General features: G+C 71.4%; 14 protein-coding genes. 11 read left to right on the top strand and 3 right to left on the bottom strand.

The genetic code is table 11. The annotated features are described in order from the left end of the window. Positions 1-53: 53 nt before the first annotated feature. Positions 54-803, top strand: a complete 750-nt coding sequence (locus ACFYZ3_RS11680; RefSeq protein WP_388515621.1) for a hypothetical protein — start codon at positions 54-56, stop codon at positions 801-803. A 36-nt stretch (positions 804-839) separates the two neighbouring features. On the opposite strand, the gene ACFYZ3_RS11675 is transcribed toward ACFYZ3_RS11680, so the two are convergent. Then, on the bottom strand, positions 840-2,261 hold the full coding sequence (locus ACFYZ3_RS11675) for a Gfo/Idh/MocA family protein (protein ID WP_388515619.1): 1,422 nt from the start codon (positions 2,259-2,261) through the stop codon (positions 840-842). A gap of 215 nt (positions 2,262-2,476) precedes the next feature. Beyond that, on the bottom strand, positions 2,477-3,322 hold the full coding sequence (locus ACFYZ3_RS11670; protein ID WP_388515617.1) for a GntR family transcriptional regulator: 846 nt from the start codon (positions 3,320-3,322) through the stop codon (positions 2,477-2,479). A gap of 226 nt (positions 3,323-3,548) precedes the next feature. On the opposite strand from ACFYZ3_RS11670, the gene ACFYZ3_RS11665 reads away from it, so the two are divergent. The 5 genes from ACFYZ3_RS11665 (at position 3,549) to ACFYZ3_RS11645 (ending at position 9,797) form a co-directional block, all read left to right on the top strand. Beyond that, the gene (locus ACFYZ3_RS11665) at positions 3,549-4,817 is read left to right on the top strand and encodes an extracellular solute-binding protein (RefSeq protein WP_388515615.1); all 1,269 of its coding nucleotides are present in this window, start codon (positions 3,549-3,551) and stop codon (positions 4,815-4,817) included. A gap of 56 nt (positions 4,818-4,873) precedes the next feature. Beyond that, on the top strand, positions 4,874-5,788 hold the full coding sequence (locus tag ACFYZ3_RS11660; RefSeq protein ID WP_388515613.1) for a carbohydrate ABC transporter permease: 915 nt from the start codon (positions 4,874-4,876) through the stop codon (positions 5,786-5,788). Beyond that, the gene (locus ACFYZ3_RS11655; protein WP_388515611.1) at positions 5,785-6,642 is read left to right on the top strand and encodes a carbohydrate ABC transporter permease; all 858 of its coding nucleotides are present in this window, start codon (positions 5,785-5,787) and stop codon (positions 6,640-6,642) included. The genes ACFYZ3_RS11660 and ACFYZ3_RS11655 overlap by 4 nt, the downstream gene beginning before the upstream one ends. A 108-nt stretch (positions 6,643-6,750) precedes the next feature. Further along, on the top strand, positions 6,751-8,370 hold the full coding sequence (locus ACFYZ3_RS11650) for a beta-N-acetylhexosaminidase (RefSeq protein ID WP_388515609.1): 1,620 nt from the start codon (positions 6,751-6,753) through the stop codon (positions 8,368-8,370). Then, positions 8,367-9,797 (top strand): cellulose binding domain-containing protein, encoded by a 1,431-nt coding sequence (locus tag ACFYZ3_RS11645; protein WP_388515607.1) that lies wholly within the window; start codon positions 8,367-8,369, stop codon positions 9,795-9,797. Before ACFYZ3_RS11650 ends, ACFYZ3_RS11645 begins: the two co-directional genes overlap by 4 nt. Positions 9,798-9,813: 16 nt before the next feature. Here the strand turns inward: ACFYZ3_RS11645 and ACFYZ3_RS11640 are convergent, their stop codons facing one another. Continuing rightward, the gene (locus tag ACFYZ3_RS11640; RefSeq protein ID WP_388515605.1) at positions 9,814-10,035 is read right to left on the bottom strand and encodes a hypothetical protein; all 222 of its coding nucleotides are present in this window, start codon (positions 10,033-10,035) and stop codon (positions 9,814-9,816) included. Positions 10,036-10,407: 372 nt separating this feature from the next. Between ACFYZ3_RS11640 and ACFYZ3_RS11635 the strand changes: the two genes are divergently transcribed. From ACFYZ3_RS11635 to ACFYZ3_RS11615, 5 genes are all read left to right on the top strand, one after another. Further along, positions 10,408-11,235, top strand: coding sequence for an endo alpha-1,4 polygalactosaminidase (locus ACFYZ3_RS11635; RefSeq protein ID WP_388515603.1), 828 nt, complete (start codon positions 10,408-10,410; stop codon positions 11,233-11,235). Positions 11,236-11,272: 37 nt separating this feature from the next. Further along, complete coding sequence (locus tag ACFYZ3_RS11630; RefSeq protein ID WP_388515601.1) at positions 11,273-12,601, top strand: ABC transporter substrate-binding protein; 1,329 nt, start codon at positions 11,273-11,275, stop codon at positions 12,599-12,601. A gap of 14 nt (positions 12,602-12,615) precedes the next feature. Beyond that, complete coding sequence (locus ACFYZ3_RS11625) at positions 12,616-13,566, top strand: carbohydrate ABC transporter permease (protein WP_388515599.1); 951 nt, start codon at positions 12,616-12,618, stop codon at positions 13,564-13,566. Further along, positions 13,563-14,459, top strand: coding sequence for a carbohydrate ABC transporter permease (locus ACFYZ3_RS11620; RefSeq protein WP_361002040.1), 897 nt, complete (start codon positions 13,563-13,565; stop codon positions 14,457-14,459). Before ACFYZ3_RS11625 ends, ACFYZ3_RS11620 begins: the two co-directional genes overlap by 4 nt. Before the next feature lie 114 nt (positions 14,460-14,573). After that, positions 14,574-15,899 carry an alpha-glucosidase/alpha-galactosidase gene (locus ACFYZ3_RS11615; RefSeq protein WP_388515597.1) on the top strand — a complete coding sequence of 442 codons (1,326 nt, stop codon included), beginning with the start codon at positions 14,574-14,576 and terminating at the stop codon, positions 15,897-15,899. Positions 15,900-15,962 lie beyond the last annotated feature (63 nt).

Below are 15,962 nucleotides of genomic sequence, written 5' to 3'. Positions count from 1 at the left end.
GTTCCGGAAGTGGTCTAGCTATGAAGAGTCCACACACGGAGTCGGAGATCGATATGACCGTCAGGAAAGCGCTGGCCCTGGTGATCGGCGCTGTCATGTGCACCGGCGTGCTGGCCGGCTGCGCCCGGGAGCACGCGGGCGCCTCTTCTCAGGACGCGCACGCACCCGGGAGTTCCGCGGCCCCGCGCCCGGCTCCCCCGCGCTCCTTCCCCCGCCCGCTGCCCGGCGTCGGGCCGGTCATGCGGGACCGCCTCCCGGACGGCACCCGGCAGGCCCTCGTGGTCACCGGCGAGACCGAGAGCTCCTCCCAGGCGCAGGTGGTGCTCTACGAGCAGTACCCGGCCCAGGGCTGGCGCGCGGTCGCCGGTCCCTGGCCCGCGCACAACGGCCTGCGCGGCTGGACCGACGACCACGAGGCGGGCGACCTGCACACGCCCATCGGCGTCTTCGGCCTCAGCGACGCCGGCGGCAGGCTGCCCGACCCTGGCACCCTGCTCCCCTACGACGAGGACCCCGAGTTCTCCGTGTCGGGCACCGGATACCTGGGCGAGCCCCTGGAGGGGTCGTTCGACTACGTGGTCGCCATCGACTACAACCGGGTGCCCGGCACCACCCCGCTGGACAGGACCCGCCCCCTGGGCGAGGACAAGGGGGGCGGGGTCTGGATCCACGTGGACCACGACGGGCCGACCAACGCCTGCGTGTCCCTGAGCGAGGAGCACATGCGCGCCTTGCTGACCGCCCTGGACCCGGACAAGGAGCCGGTCGTCGTCATGGGCCCGGAGGAGGTCCTGGCGCGCTAGCGTGTCCCGGACGGCCGGACGGCGCGCGTGCCGTGCTCAGCCGACCGGCGGCATGTCGGTGGGCGCAGAGTCGAGCCCGGGCCTGCGCTCGCGCCAGGCGCCCCGGGTGAAGTCGGGTATCTCGACCGGGCGGCCGCCCCTGGCCAGCGACGTGACGCTGAGCGGGACGGGCGAGCACCAGGCGGCCGAGTCGTAGACGTCGATGTCCGGTACCAGCCCCGCGCGCATCAGCTGCACGGTGCGCCACTGCAGGACGTAGTCCATGCCGCCGTGGCCGCCGTTGTTCGCGGCGTCGTCGCCGACCTTCCGCCACAGCCAGTGGTCGTACTCCTTGCGGTAGCCCTCGAAGTCGCGCCAGGTGTGGCCGCTGTGGTCCGGCTCGACGTAGATGCGGGCTCCGGTCGGGGCGGGACCGGCGTAGTCCTCGACGATGCCGCGGCTGCCCGCGAGGGTGTTGATCCGGCTGTAGGGCCGGGGCGAACTCACGTCGTGCTCCGCCCGGATCGTCCTGCCCTTCGCCGTCTCGATCATGCAGGTGACCAGGTCACCGTTGATGTAGGTCTCCTTCCAGGACGGGTGGTCCCGAGGGACGAAGCGGGCCCGGTAGTCGGCCAGCCCCTTCGGGGCCGTCGTGGTGGCGCGCAGGGTGGTCATGCGGTCGCCGCGGTTGACGTCCATGGCCGCCGCGATGGGGGCCAGGCCGTGCATGGGGTAGAAGGAGGCGGTACTGCGGGTGTGCCACAGCCGTCGCCAGGAGTCGGTGTAGTAGGTGTCGGAGAAGAGGAGTTCACGCAGGTCGTGCAGGTAGCCGCCGTGGCCGTTGGTGAGGTCCCCGAACAGGCCGTCGTGCGCCGCCTTCAGCATGGCCAGTTCGTTGCGGCCGTAGTTGCAGTTCTCGGACAGGAGCAGGTGTCTGCGGGTGCGCTCGGAGGTGTCGACGAGGTCCCACAGCTGGCGCAGTTCGGTCGCGACGGGCAGTTCCACGACGGCGTGCCTGCCGCTGAGCAGCGCGGCCCGGCCGTGCTCGTAGTGGAACTCCCAGGGCGTGGCGACGTACACGAGGTCGATGTCGTCGCGGCGGAGCATCCGGGCGTAGGAGTCGGCGGAGCCGCCGTACTCGGCGGGGCGCGGGTTGCCCTTGCTCTCCAGGCGGTCGGCGGCGCGCTCGGCCCGGTCGGCGCGGATGTCGCAGACGGCGGTCACGGTGCAGCCGGGTACGGCCGACCAGCCGGTGATCATGCCGCCGCCCCGGTTGCCGAGGCCGATGACCGCGACGCGGACGGTTCTGTGGGCGGCGAAGGGCACGCCGATCATCGACTTCTGGCCGGGCCTGCGGCGGGGCGCCTGCCCGGCCGCCGACGCGGGGGCTGCGGCGGCCCCGATCCCGGTCGCGAGGGCGCCGGTGGCGGCGGCCGAGCCCAGGAGCAGTCGGCGTGAGACAGCGGGCGTTTCGGACATGACGGCAACACTCCTCGTGGCGGTTCGCATCACGGTCGGGGCGCGGTCGGGCAACGTCAAGCAACGTCGGGCTGTCGAACACTTTCGGGGCATGACTCTGGGACGTCAGCCGTGACATGTCAATACATGCTCGATACAAAGCACTTCCGAGCACTTGCGAGCACTTCCGCGCCGTTCCGGGCAGTCCCGCGTAGTCCCGCGCACCTGAGGTGCCGTCACATTCCGTCCTGCACCACCCCGCGCGTCGAGAGCGTGACGGGGTCCTTGGTGGCGAAGTCCCCGGGCGGGATGCCCGGATGGTGGCCCTCGCCCGGGGGTGGTGCCTGGTCGCGGGGGCCCAGGGTGAGCCGGGAGACGATCCGGTAGCGGTCACCCCGGTAGAGGGAGTGCACGTACTCCACGGGCCGGCCCCGGGTGTCGGTGGTCAGGCGCTCGAAGAGCAGCGCCGGGGAGAGTTCGGGCACGTCGAGCAGATCGGCCTCCGCGCGGGTGACCACGGTGGGTTCGATGGACTGCACGGCCTCGCTGACCCGGACGTCGTGCCGCTCGCCCAGGTGCTCGTACAGGTCGCCCTGCTCCAGTTCCTCACTGGTCAGGCCCGAGACGAGGTCGGCCGGTACGTGCAGGTACTCGATGGCCATGGGCGAGCCGTCGACCAGCCGAAGACGTGCCACGTAGTGGATCTGCGCCGCCGGCGACATGCGCAGCTTGCGCCCCACCCGGGCGCCCGCGGGCAGGGTGCGGACCTCCAGGAGCCTGCTGGTCCAGGCTCCGGCGGCCTGCGGGAGGCTGAAGGCCCGGCGGTCGGAGACCAGTTCCTGGGTGATCTTCTCGGCGGCGACGAACATGCCCCGGCCGTGCTCGCGCACCAGGAGACCGGCGACCACCAGTTCGTCGACCGCCGCCCGCAACGTCGGGCGGGACACGCCGAGTTCGGCACACAGGGTGCGCTCCGAGGGAATCGCGTCCCCGGGGTGCCGGTCCTCGATGAGTTCCAGGATGGCATCGCGGACGCGCTCCCGCTTGAGCACCGCACCGGAGGCGGCGGCGTCGATCTCCATGCAGTACTCCCGTGACTGGTCTGCTGGTCAGCCGAGCTTACCTGTCCACCTCGGGCCCGAACCAGCCACTCCCCGAGTTCGATCGGCCGAAAACCCGTACATACGTGAGGGGTTGACGCCCTCATTGGTCCATGCCACCTTCGACCAACGCCAACTGGTAAGCCTTGCGCCCCTTACTGGTCAAGTGCGGATGCGTCGTCCCTTCCAGCTCTCCCAGAGGTGAACCGTGAAATACCGTTCGCTCGCCCTGATCTCCACGCTGGTGCTCAGCGCCGGGCTCGCCGCCTGCTCCTCGTCCGGCGACTCCTCCGACGGCGCCGGGGACGGCAGGACCACCCTCGACGTCTGGCTCATGCGTGACAGTGTCTCGGCCCAGTTCCAGAAGGAGTTCGAGACCGGCTTCGAGAAGGCCCACCCCGAGATCGACGTGGAGATCCAGATCCAGGAGTGGGAGGGCATAGGCGAGAAGGTGACCGCCGCCCTGGCCAGCAACGACGCCCCGGACGTCATCGAGGTCGGCAACACCCAGGTCGCCCAGTACGCCCAGAGCGGCGGCCTCACCGACTTCTCGGACCGTGTCGCGGACCTGGGCGGCGGCGACTGGCTGGAGGGGCTCGCGGAGCCCGGGTCGTACGACGGCAAGCAGTACGGCATCCCCTACTACGCGGCCAACCGGGTCGTCATCCACCGCACCGACCTGTTCGAGAAGGCCGGGATCGATCCCGCGCGGATCAGGACCAGGGACCAGTGGATCGCCGCCACCCGCAAGCTGGACACGGGCGGGACCCAGGGCATCTACCTGCCGGGGCAGAACTGGTACGTGCTGTCCGGCTTCGTCTGGGACGAGGGCGGCGACCTGGCCGTGAAGTCCGGCGGCGGGTGGAAAGGCGGCCTCGACAGCCCCGAGGCGTTGCGCGCCATGGACTTCTACCGGCGTCTCCAGGCCCTCGGCAAGGGCCCCAAGGACTCGGACGAGGCCCAGCCGCCGCAGGCGGAGGTGATGGCGAAGGGGCAGGTCGCCCAGATCATCGCCGTGCCGGGCGGGGCCAAGGTCATCGAGGAGAAGAACCCGGAACTCAAGGGCAAGCTCGGCTTCTTCCCGGTCCCCGGCAAGACGGCCGACGGTCCGGGCGCCGTCTTCACCGGCGGTTCCGACCTGGTCGTCCCGGCCGTCGCCGCCCACCAGGAGGAGGCCTTCACCCTCATCCGCGAACTGACCGGTGACGCCTGGCAGAAGAAACTCGCCGTCGCCATGAGCTACGTCCCGAACAAGACCACCCTGGCGGGCGCGGTCGCCGACGACCCGGGCACCGCGGCCATGGCGGCCGGCGCCGCGAACGGACACGCCACGCCCAACACGCCCCAGTGGGCGGCGGTCGAGGCCAAGAACCCGATCAAGGAGTACATGACGGCCGTACTCACCGGCGAGGACGCGAAGTCCGCGGCGGCGGAGGCCTCCCGGACCATCACCGAGACGCTGGGCAGCGACTCCTGACCGCCGCCGTCACCGACACCACGACGACGACCACGACCACGAGACCAGGAGGCGACGTGTCGACCGTCCGTGAGCGGAGCGTGCCGGCCAGCCGGTGGCCGTACCTGCTGGTCGCGCCCGCGGTGCTGGGCATGCTGTACCTGCTGCTCTATCCGCTGGCCCGCGCCGTGCTCATCTCCTTCCAGGACTTCCGGCTGCGTCAGCTCATCCTGGGCGACGCCGACTTCGTCGGACTGCGCAACTACCGGACACTGCTCGGCGATCCGGAGTTCTGGGAGGTGGTGCGCCGCACCTTCGTGTTCATGGCGGTCAACGTCGTCGCGATCATGGTGCTGTCCACCCTGGTCGCGCTGATGACCGAGCGGCTGGGCCGGGCGGCCAGGACCGTGGTGCTCAGCTCCCTGGTCCTGGTCTGGGCGGTACCGGTGGTCGCGGCCACCACCGTCTTCCAGTGGCTGTTCCACTCCGAGTTCGGCATCGTCAACGAGACCCTCACCGGCCTCGGATTCGCGTCGTACGAGGGCTATCCCTGGTTCGCGCACGGCGGGGCCGCGTTCGGCATCGTGGTGGTGCTGATCGTCTGGCAGTCCGTGCCGTTCGCCGCGATCACGCTCTACTCGGCGCTGGTCACGGTGCCCGCAGAACTGTACGAGTCGGCCCGCATGGACGGCGCGGGGGCCGCCCGCGTCTTCCGTTCCGTCACGTTCCCGCTGATCCGGCCGATCTTCATGCTGGTGCTGTCCCTCGAAGTGATCTGGACGTTCAAGGCGTTCGTGCAGATCTGGGTGATGACCCGCGGCGGACCGGGCGAGGCCACCACCATCCTGCCGGTGTACGCCGTGCAGACCGCGCTGGCGGGCCAGCGCTACGACCTGGGCTCCGCCGCCTCGATGCTCACGGTCCTGCTGATGAGCGGCGTCCTGGTCCTCTACTTCCGCCAACTGTTCCGTCAGGAGGGCGAGCAGCCGTGAGCACCCCGCGTTCCCGTCCCCCGGTGCGCCGCGCCCTGCGGCGCCTCCCGCTGAACGCCGCCGCCGCGCTCACCGTGGTGGTCTGCCTCTTCCCGGTGTACTGGATGGTCACGACCGCGTTCAAACCGTCCACGGACATCCAGAGCTACGATCCCCGGCTGGTGCCGAGCGCCTGGACGTTCGAGCACTTCCGCAAGGCGGTCGGCGCCGACGGCTTCGCGCTGTTCTGGCGCAACAGCCTCCTGGTCACCCTGAGCGCCGTCCTGCTCGCCCTGCTGGTCGCCCTGGGTGCCGCCTACGCCGTGGCCCGCATGCGCTGGCGCGGGCGCCGGCAGTTCATGCTGGCGGTGTTCGTCGCGCAGATGGCGCCTTGGGAGTCACTGATCATCCCGATCTACATCATCTCCCGCGACACCGGGATGCTCGACCGGCTGCCGACGCTGACCCTGATCTACTTCATGATCACGCTGCCGTTCACGGTGGTCGTGCTGCGCGGCTTCATCGCGGGCATCCCGCCGGAGCTGGAGGAGGCGGCGCAGGTCGACGGCTGCACCCGGGCCGGGGCGTTCCGCAGGGTGGCGTTCCCGCTGCTCGCCCCCGGTCTCATGGCCACCTCGCTGTTCGGCTTCATCACCGCCTGGAACGAGTTCACCTACGCCAACTTCCTCATCATCAAGCAGCAGGACAGCCGCACGCTGCCGGTGTGGCTCTCCTCGTTCCAGTCGACCTTCGGCACCGACTGGGGAGCCACCATGGCGGCCGCCACCCTCTTCGCGCTCCCCGCGCTGATCATCTTCCTCGCCCTGCAACGGCACGTGACGGCCGGGCTGGCCTCGGGAGGCGTCAAGGGCTGACCGGGACCGCCCTTCCCGCCCCCTGTCCCCGCCTTTCTCGCCCCCTTGTCCCCTTGTCCCCGCCCCGCCCCCTCACCGTCGCGCACCGCCGACCACCGGAGCAGCCCCGTGGATCTGCCACGCCCCGAACTGTCCCTGGTTCCCCGCCCCCGCCGTCTCTCCACCCGTTCCGGCCGCTTCCGGCTCGACGGCACGACCCGGCTGCGGGTCACTCCGGGGGCCGGTCCCGCCGCGGCCCTGCTGCGCACCCTCCTCGCCCCGGCCACCGGACTGCGCCTGGACTCCGCGGCCGACGGAGCCTTCGTACTCGCCCTCGACCCCGCCCTGACCGGCCTCGGCGACGAGGGATACGGCCTGACCGTGAGCCCGCAGGGCGTCCTGCTGCGGGCCGCCCGCCCGGCCGGGCTGCTGCGCGGGGTGCAGACGGTGCGGCAACTCCTGCCCTACGAGGCCCTGTCCGGGCGGCCGGTGCGCGGGGTGCCGTGGGAGCTGCCGGCCGTGGAGATCACCGACGTACCCCGCCATGCCTGGCGCGGTTCCATGCTCGACGTGGCCCGGCACTTCCAGCCGGTGTCCTATCTGCGGCGCTACGTCGACCTGCTGGCCCTGCACAAGCTGAACGTCTTCCACCTCCATCTCACCGACGACCAGGGCTGGCGGATGCCGGTGGCGGCCCACCCCCGGCTGACCGAGGTCGGCGGCCGGCGCGCGGAGTCGATGCTGGGCCCCGCGGGCAGCGACCGGTTCGACGGCGTGCCGCACGGCGGTTCCTACACCCGCGCGGAACTGCGGGACCTGGTCGCGTACGCGGCGGCGCGCGGCGTGAGCGTACTGCCGGAGACCGGCGTGCCGGGGCACGTCCGCGCCGCCCTGGCCGCCCACCCCGAGCTGGGCACCGACCCCACCCGCCGACTGGACGTGTGGACGCACTGGGGCGTGTGCGAGAACGTCCTGGGCACCGGCGACCACGTCCTGGACTTCTTCCGCACCGTCCTGGACGAGGTGATGGACGTCTTCCCCTCGCCGTACGTGCACATCGGCGGGGACGAGGTCCCCACCACGGAGTGGGAGCTGAGCCCGGCGGCGCGGGCCCGTGCCGCCCGTGAGGGGCTGGCGGGGCCCCGCGCACTGCATTCCTGGTTCATCGCGCGGCTGTCCGAACACCTGGTGCGCGCGGGCCGCAGGCCGGTCGTCTGGGCCGAGAGCGGCGTCGCCCTCCCCCTGGACTGCACGGTGATGAGCTGGCGCGAACCGGCGCACGCCCGGGCGGCGGCACTGCGCGGGCACCAGGTCGTGCACGCCGACCACCGCGCGACCTACTTCGACTACCCGCGCGGCACGGATCCCGGCGAACCGCCCGCCCAGCCCGGGGTGGTCGTCGACCTGCGCGCCGTGCACGACGTGGACCTCGCGCCGCCGACTCCGCAGGCGGCGTCCCGGGTGCTGGGCGCCCAGGGGCAGTTGTGGACGGAGTTCGTGCGCACCCCGGAGCACATCGAGTACCTCACCTTCCCCCGGCTGTGCGCGCTCGCCGAGCGGGTCTGGGACGGCACGTCGGGCTGGCGGGACTTCACGGCCCGGCTGTCCGGACACCGTGCCCGCCTGGACGCCCTGGACGTCCCGCACGCCACCCCGCCGCCCGGTCCCCCCGTGTCGTTCCCCCACACCACGCACCACCCACCGACGCTCCCGCGCAGGCGGGAGTCGTGCCGAAAGGATCCCGCATGAGAAACCAACCCGTCGCGGGCCGCGCCCGCCTGGCGCTCGCCCTGTCCGTCCTCCTGGGCGGCGGTGCCCTGACCGCCCTCCCCGCCCAGGCCGCACCCGCCGCCGACGGTCTCACCGTCCAGTACCGCACCAGCGCGAGCGGGGCCACCGCGGACCAGACGGAACCCTGGTTCAAGGTCCGCAACACCGGCTCGTCCACCGTGCAGCTGAGCCAGGTGAAGGTCCGCTACTACTTCAAGGCGGACTCCCCGAACGCCTCCTACCGCTTCGCGTGCTCCTGGGCGGTGCGCGGCTGCGCCGCGGTCACCGGCACGTTCGGCACCCTCAGCAACCCGACCGCGACGGCCGACCGCTACCTGGAGGTCGGCTTCACGGCGGCGGCCGGGACCCTGGCCCCCGGCGCGGACACCGGTGACCTGCAACTGCGTTTCTACCAGAGCAACTGGCAGCCGCTGCGGCAGAGCGACGACTACTCCTTCGACGGCGCCCGGACCGCGTACGCGAACTGGGACAAGGTCACGGCCCAGCTGGCCGGTGCCACCGTCTGGGGCGCGGCTCCCGAGGGCAACGACCCCACCGACCCGACCGACCCGACGGACCCGACCGATCCGCCCGGCGGCGGTCAGACCCTCTTCGACGACTTCGACTACAGCTCGCACACGGATCCCGCCATCTCGGCGCACGGCTGGAGCGTGCGCTCCAACTCCGGCGGGCCCGGCGTCCCCGGAGCCACGTGGGACCCGTCGAAGGTCACCTTCGTCTCCGCCGGAGGCAACTCGGTGATGAACCTGGAGACCTCCACGGCCGGCACCGGCGCGTCCACCACGCAGACCGAGGTCCTGACCAAGTCGACGAAGTTCAAGAACGGCACGTACGCGGCGCGGGTCAAGTTCGCCGACGCGCCCAAGTCCGGGCCCGACGGGGACCATCTGGTGCAGACCTTCTTCACCATCAACGACCTCAAGGCGCCGATGGCCGACGACTACGCCGAGTACGACTTCGAGTACCTGCCGAACGGAGGGTGGGGCGAACCGTCGAACATCCTCTACACGACCTCCTGGGAGACCTACAACCCCGATCCCTGGCAGGCCGTCAACCAGCACTCCGAGCAGCGCAGCAGCTACGCCGGCTGGCACGACCTGGTGGTGACGATCGACGCCGGCGCCATCACCTACTACGTGGACGGGCAGCCGTTCGGCACGCATGACGCGCAGTACCTGCCGGAGCGGCCGATGTCGATCAACTTCAACCAGTGGTTGATCGACCTGAACGGCCAGACGTCGACGACGCCGCGCTCCTACGACCAACAGGTCGACTACGTCCTGCACGTCAAGGACCAGGTGCTCACCCCGGCCGAGGTCGCGGCCAAGGTCGCCGGGTACCGCGCCGCCGGTACCGGGTTCGTGGACGAGGTGCCCGCCGCGTGATCCCCGGCGGGGACGGTCAGAACAGCCGCTCCTGACCGGGCGTGGGCCGTCCCCGCCGGCTGCGCGGCCGGGTGCCGGGTGCCGGTGCCGTCTCGCCGAACAGGGGGGCGGTGCCGTACTCGTCGGGCTCGGCGGGGACGGTGGCGGGGCCGGTACCCACGTTGAGGACCAGGGGGGCGTCCCGGTCGAAGTCACCCGGCGTCATCGCCACCCAGTCACGGTCCTGCCGCTCTCCCACGCACCGACACCTCTCTCGCGCCGCCCGCCGCGACCACGCGACGCTACCAGCCCCGCGGCGGTGCCGTGATCACGGCTCCCGCCCGGCCCGCATCCATCGTTCCCGGGTACCGGGGAACCGACGCCTGATGATTGTTTCTGCACTCTTGGAGCCCCTTTCGATCATCTTCATGCATCGCCTCTCTCGTTTCGAACCCTTGACAGGGCCTATATCCGGTCGATTTACTCCCGATCAACGCCGATGCCGTGTGATCGGCGGCAGAGGTACGCCCAGCCGGTAGCTGGCTTCGCGCCAGGAGCCCGGACTGAGTCGCCAGGACGGCCACGCGCGTCCGAGGCGGGGACGTGCCCACCATCCTCCGGAGCTCGAACCATGAGCCGTACACAGGTGCACGCCCCCAGGAAGCCGGTACTGGCCGGCATAGGTGCCACCGCCGTCCTCGTCACCGCCGCGGCACTCGTCCCGGGCAGCTCCCCGGCCGAGGCGGCCACCTACACCCCGCCGCCCGCCCACGCGGGCTTCGACTACCAGATCGGCGGCGCCTACACCCCGCCGGCCGGTGTGAAGGTGGTCAGCCGCGACCACACGGCCGCCCCCGCGCCGGGCCTGTACAACATCTGCTACGTCAACGCCTTCCAGGCCCAGCCCGGCGCCGAGGAGGACTGGGACGACGACCTGCTGCTGCGCGACGCGAACGGCGACGTCGTCTACGACACCGACTGGGACGAGGCCTTCCTCGACATCCGCACCGCCGACAAGCGCGAGCGCATCGCGGAGAAGGTCGGCACCTGGATCGACGGCTGCGCGGACAAGGGCTTCCAGGCCGTCGAGCCGGACAACTACGACAGCTACACCCGCGCGGGCGACCTGCTGGACGCCGCCGACGCGCAGGGCCTGATCAAGCTGCTGGCGGACCGTGCGCACGCCGACGGGCTGGCGATCGGGCAGAAGAACACGGTCGAACTGGCCCCGAACCGCGAGGCGAACGGGCTGGACTTCGCGGTCGCCGAGGAGTGCGGCGAGTGGGACGAGTGCGGCGACTACACGGCCGCGTTCGGCGACCGGGTGATCGTCATCGAGTACACCGCCAAGGGCCTGTCGAAGGCGTGCGCGGGCTTCGGCGACGAGCTGAGCATCGTCCGGCGCGACCTGGACGTGTCCCCGAAGGGCAGCAGCGGCTACGTCCGTGAGACCTGCTGACACCGCCCGACGGCCAGTGAAGTCCTTGGAGGTACAGATGGATGCGGTCCGACGTGCCGCGCGCCCCTCGCGCAGAGGTGTGCTGCGGGCCGGCGGGGGTGCCGCGCTCGCCGCGGTCGCGGGCACCGCGGTGACCGGCTGCGGGGCCGGTACGGACGACGGCGTCGCGGCCGACGGCACGGTCACCGTCGAGATGTGGCACGGCCAGGCCGACACGGCGAAGAAGGTCCTGGAAGGCCTCGTCGCCGACTTCGAGCGGGCCCACCCGAAGATCAGGGTGAAGCTGGGCGGCGGTGTGCTGTCCGACGTGATGCTGCAGAAGGTGACGGCCGCCCTCGCCGCCGGTTCCTACCCCGACATCGCCTACATCTTCGGGTCGGACCTGGCCCGGGTCGCCCGCAGCCCGCAGGTCGTGGACCTCACCGACATGGTCGGGGCGGGGCCCGTGCCGTGGAAGAACTACTGGGCTGCCTCCAGGGACGCCGTCACGCTCAACGGCAGGGTCAGGGCCGCGCCCGCGGTGCTCGACTCGCTCGCCGTGGTCTGCAACCGGAAGCTGTTCCGCGAGGCCGGTCTGCCCCTGCCGGAGGCCGGCTGGACCTGGCAGGACTTCGTCTCCTCGGCCCGCACGCTCACCGAGTCGGGCCGGGGCCGGTTCGGCACCGGCTGGCCGGGCACCGGCGACGAGGACACCGTGTGGCGGCTGTGGCCGCTGATCTGGGACCTGGGCGGCGACGTCGTCGACGACGGCGGCAAGGGCATCGGCTTCGCCGACACCGGCGCCCGGGCGCTGGCGGTGGTGGCCGACCTGGCCCGGGACAAGAGCGTGTACGTCGATCCCAAGCCCGGCAGCGAGCAGATGTACCAGGTCTTCCAGTCCGGCCGCATGGGCATGGTGGTCACCGGGCCGTGGCAGCTGCCCGACATCGAGACCGCCGGGATCGACTACCACGTCGCTCCCCTGCCCTCCTTCAGCGGGCGCCCGGTCACCATATCGGGGCCGGACACCTGGACGGTGTTCGACAACGGCGAGGCCCGGTCCAAGGCCGCCCGGACCTTCCTGACCTGGCTGGCCCGGCCCGAGCAGGACGTGCGCTGGGACATCGAGGCCGGCAGCCTCCCGCTCAGCCGCCGCACCGAGGCCCTGCCCGCCTGGCAGGACAAGGTCGCCCGCACCGAGGGCCTGAACGTGTTCACCACGGCGTTGGAGACGGCGCGGGTGCGTCCCGTCCACCCGGCGTACCCGGAGGTCTCGCAGGCGCTGGGGCAGGCGATCGTCGCCGTGCTCCTGGGGCGCAGCAGTCCGAAGAAAGCGCTGCGTGCCTGCGCCGACGAAGCCAACGCCGCCCTGCTCATCCCGCGTTGAGGAGCCACACCGCCATGCCGCGCCTCCCCCGCCCCATCACCGTCGAGGGTCCGCCGCCGGACCCACGGCCACTGCGCCGCAAGCGCCGCCGCGAGACCGGCACCGCCTGGGCGTTCGTCTCACCGGCGGTCCTGATCGTCCTCGGCCTGAGCATCGTCCCGGTCGTCTGGTCGCTGCTGCTGTCCTTCCAGGCCAGCGACCTGGTCACGCCCAGCCGCTGGGTGGGCCTGGACAACTACCGCGCCCTCGCCCAGGACCCGAACTTCAGCCAGGCGGTCCGCAACACCCTGCTCTACACGGTCCTGTACGTGCCGCTGAGTCTGCTGTTCGGCCTGGCCCTCGCCCTGGTCCTGAACCGGCGCATCCGCCTCGTGGGCCTCTACCGCACCCTGATCTTCGTGCCGTTCGTGCTGTCGGCGACCGCGCAGGGCGTGCTGTTCTCGTTCATCCTGGACCCGGAGTTCGGCGCCGCCAACTCGGTGCTGCACCGCCTCGGCGTCTCGTCGCAGGGCTTCCTGTCCGACCCTTCCCAGGCACTGCTCGTGCTGGTCGCGATCACCCTGTGGAGCGGCACCGGATTCTGCGTCGTGGTCTACCTCGCCGCCCTCCAGGACGTGCCGCAGTCCCTGATCGAGGCGGCCCGCCTCGACGGCGCCGGACGCCGCCACCTGCTGCGCCACGTCACGCTGCCCACGCTCACCCCGGTCACCGTCTTCCTGGTGCTGTGGCAGGCCATCCAGTCCCTCCAGGTCTTCGACCTCGTGTACGTCACGACCAAGGGCGGCCCGCTCGGCTCGACCACGGTGATCGTCTACTTCATCTGGGAGCAGGCCTTCAAGAACGCCACCGCCGGATACGGGGCCTCGGCCGCCTACGTCCTGGCCGTCGCCCTGGGTCTGGTCGCCGGGGCCGTCCGCATCGTCCGGCGTCGGGGACGCCACCGTCTCGAAGGGGCCCGATCATGACGGCGACCTCCGCCCGGCCCGGCGCCGCCGCCGGGGCCCAGGACATCGTGAAGGCACCCGCCGGCGAACGACGCCGCCCGCGGCTCCCGTTCAGCCCCTGGCACCTGCTGCTGGCGCCGCTCGCCCTCGTCTTCGCCGTGCCGCTGGTCTGGCTGGTGCTCAGCTCCGTGATGAGCAACGCCGAGATCAACCGGTTCCCGCCGGCCCTGTGGCCGTCCGGCATCGACCTCGGCGGCTACCGGTACGTGCTGGGCAACGCGATGTTCCCCCGCTGGTTCGTCAACTCGCTGATCGTCTCCGCCGTCACCGTCGCCGCGAACCTGGTCTTCGGGTCGCTCGCCGGGTACGCCTTCGCCCGGATGCGGTTCGCGGGCTCCCGGGTGCTGATGGGGCTGATGCTGGCCACCATGGCGGTGCCGTTCCAGCTGACCATGATCCCGACGTTCCTGGTGATGAAGAAGCTCGGCCTCATCGACACCCTGGGCGCGCTGATCGTGCCGTCACTGGTCACGCCGTTCGCGGTGTTCCTGCTGCGGCAGTTCTTCCTCTCGCTCCCCAGGGAGCTGGAGGAGGCCGCCTGGATCGACGGCTGTTCCCGGCTGCGGGTGCTGTGGCGGATCGTGCTGCCGCTGTCCCGTCCGGCGCTGGCCACCGTGGCCGTGCTGACCTTCCTCACCACGTGGAACGACCTCACCTGGCCGCTGATCGCCATCAACCACGACACGCAGTACACGCTGCAACTGGGCCTGACGACGTTCCAGGGCCAGCACCACACCCAGTGGGCGGCCGTGATGGCGGGCAACGTCATCACCGTGCTGCCGGTCCTGCTCGCCTTCCTCGGCGCGCAGAAGACCTTCATCCAGTCGATCACCTCCAGCGGACTCAAGGGCTGACCACCCGCCCAGCGTCCGCCGTCACCCGAGGAGGGCCCCGTACCTCCCGGCCGCGCCCAACCCACCTGGGACGAAGCGTTCTCCCAGGTCACCCGTAAACGGAGAGAACCCCGCATGAGCACCGCCCACCCGACCGCACCCAAGATCACCTTCGTCGGAGCCGGCAGCGTCGTCTTCACCCAGGGCCTGCTCGCCGACCTCTTCGCATTCGACGAGCTGAAGTCCGCGCACATCGCGCTGCACGACATCGACGCGGAGCGCCTGGCCACCGCGCGGGCCGCCGCCGAGTACATCGCCGCCGAGCGCGGTGCCCGGCCGCGCGTCACCGCGCACGCCGACCGCCGCGAGGCCCTGGTCGGGGCCGACTTCGTCATCAACATCGTGCAGGTCGGCATGGGCGAGGCGACCCGGACCGACTTCGAGGTCCCGGCACGCCACGGACTGCGCCAGACCATCGGCGACACCCTCGGCGTCGGCGGGATCTTCCGCGCCCTGCGCACCTTCCCGCTGCTCAAGGCGCTCGGCGAGGACATCGCCGAGGTCTGCCCGGACGCCTGGCTGCTCAACTACACCAACCCGATGGCGATGAACGTCCAGTACCTCTCCGAGGCGACCGGCCTGACGCGCGTGGTGGGACTGTGCCACTCCGTCTACTGGACGATCCAGGGCCTGTGCGAGCTGCTGAAGGTCCCCTACGAGGAGGTCACCTACCAGGCGGCGGGCGTCAACCACCAGGCGTGGGTGCTGCGCCTGGAGCACGGGGGCGAGGATCTCCACCCGCGCCTGGACGCCCTGATCGCCGAGGACCCGCAGCTGCGCCGCCGGGTCCGCATGGACATGTACCGGCGCCTGGGCCACTACCCGACGGAGACCAGCGAGCACTCCTCCGAGTACGTCCCCTGGTACCTGCACCACGACAGCGAGATCGAGCGGCTGCGGCTGCCCGTCGGTGCCTACCTCGGCATCGTCGACGAGAACGTGGCCGAGTACGAGCGGACCCGCGACGCGCTGGCGTGCGGGGCGCCGCTCACGGTCGAGGGCACCATGGAGTACGCGCCGCAGATCATCCACAGCATGGTGACCGGCACGCCCCGCACGGTCTACGGCAACGTGCCGAACCACGGTCTGATCGAGAACCTGCCCTCCCGGGGCACCGTGGAGGTGCCGTGCCTGGTCGACTCCGCGGGCCTGCAGCCCACCCGCATCGGCGCGCTGCCCCCGCAGCTGGCGGCCCTCAACCGGGCCTACCTCAGCACCACCGACCTGGTGGTGCGGGCGGCGACGGAGGACGACCCGCGGCACATCCGGCACGCGGCGATGGCCGACCCGGCGACGGCGGCCACGCTGCCGGTCGAGGAGATCTGGCGGTTGTGCGACGACATGGTCCGGGCCCACGGGGACCGGCTGCAGCCGGGGCTGCGGGGCGTACTCGCCCCCTGAGCAGGCGCCGCCCGGCCGTGCTGGTGCGGCCCCGCGTACGGGGGAGAACGCGGGGCCGCACCA

The organism is Streptomyces sp. NPDC001599 (assembly GCF_042893535.1).
GTDB lineage: Bacteria > Actinomycetota > Actinomycetes > Streptomycetales > Streptomycetaceae > Streptomyces.
This window is presented reverse-complemented; position numbering and strand designations above follow the sequence as displayed.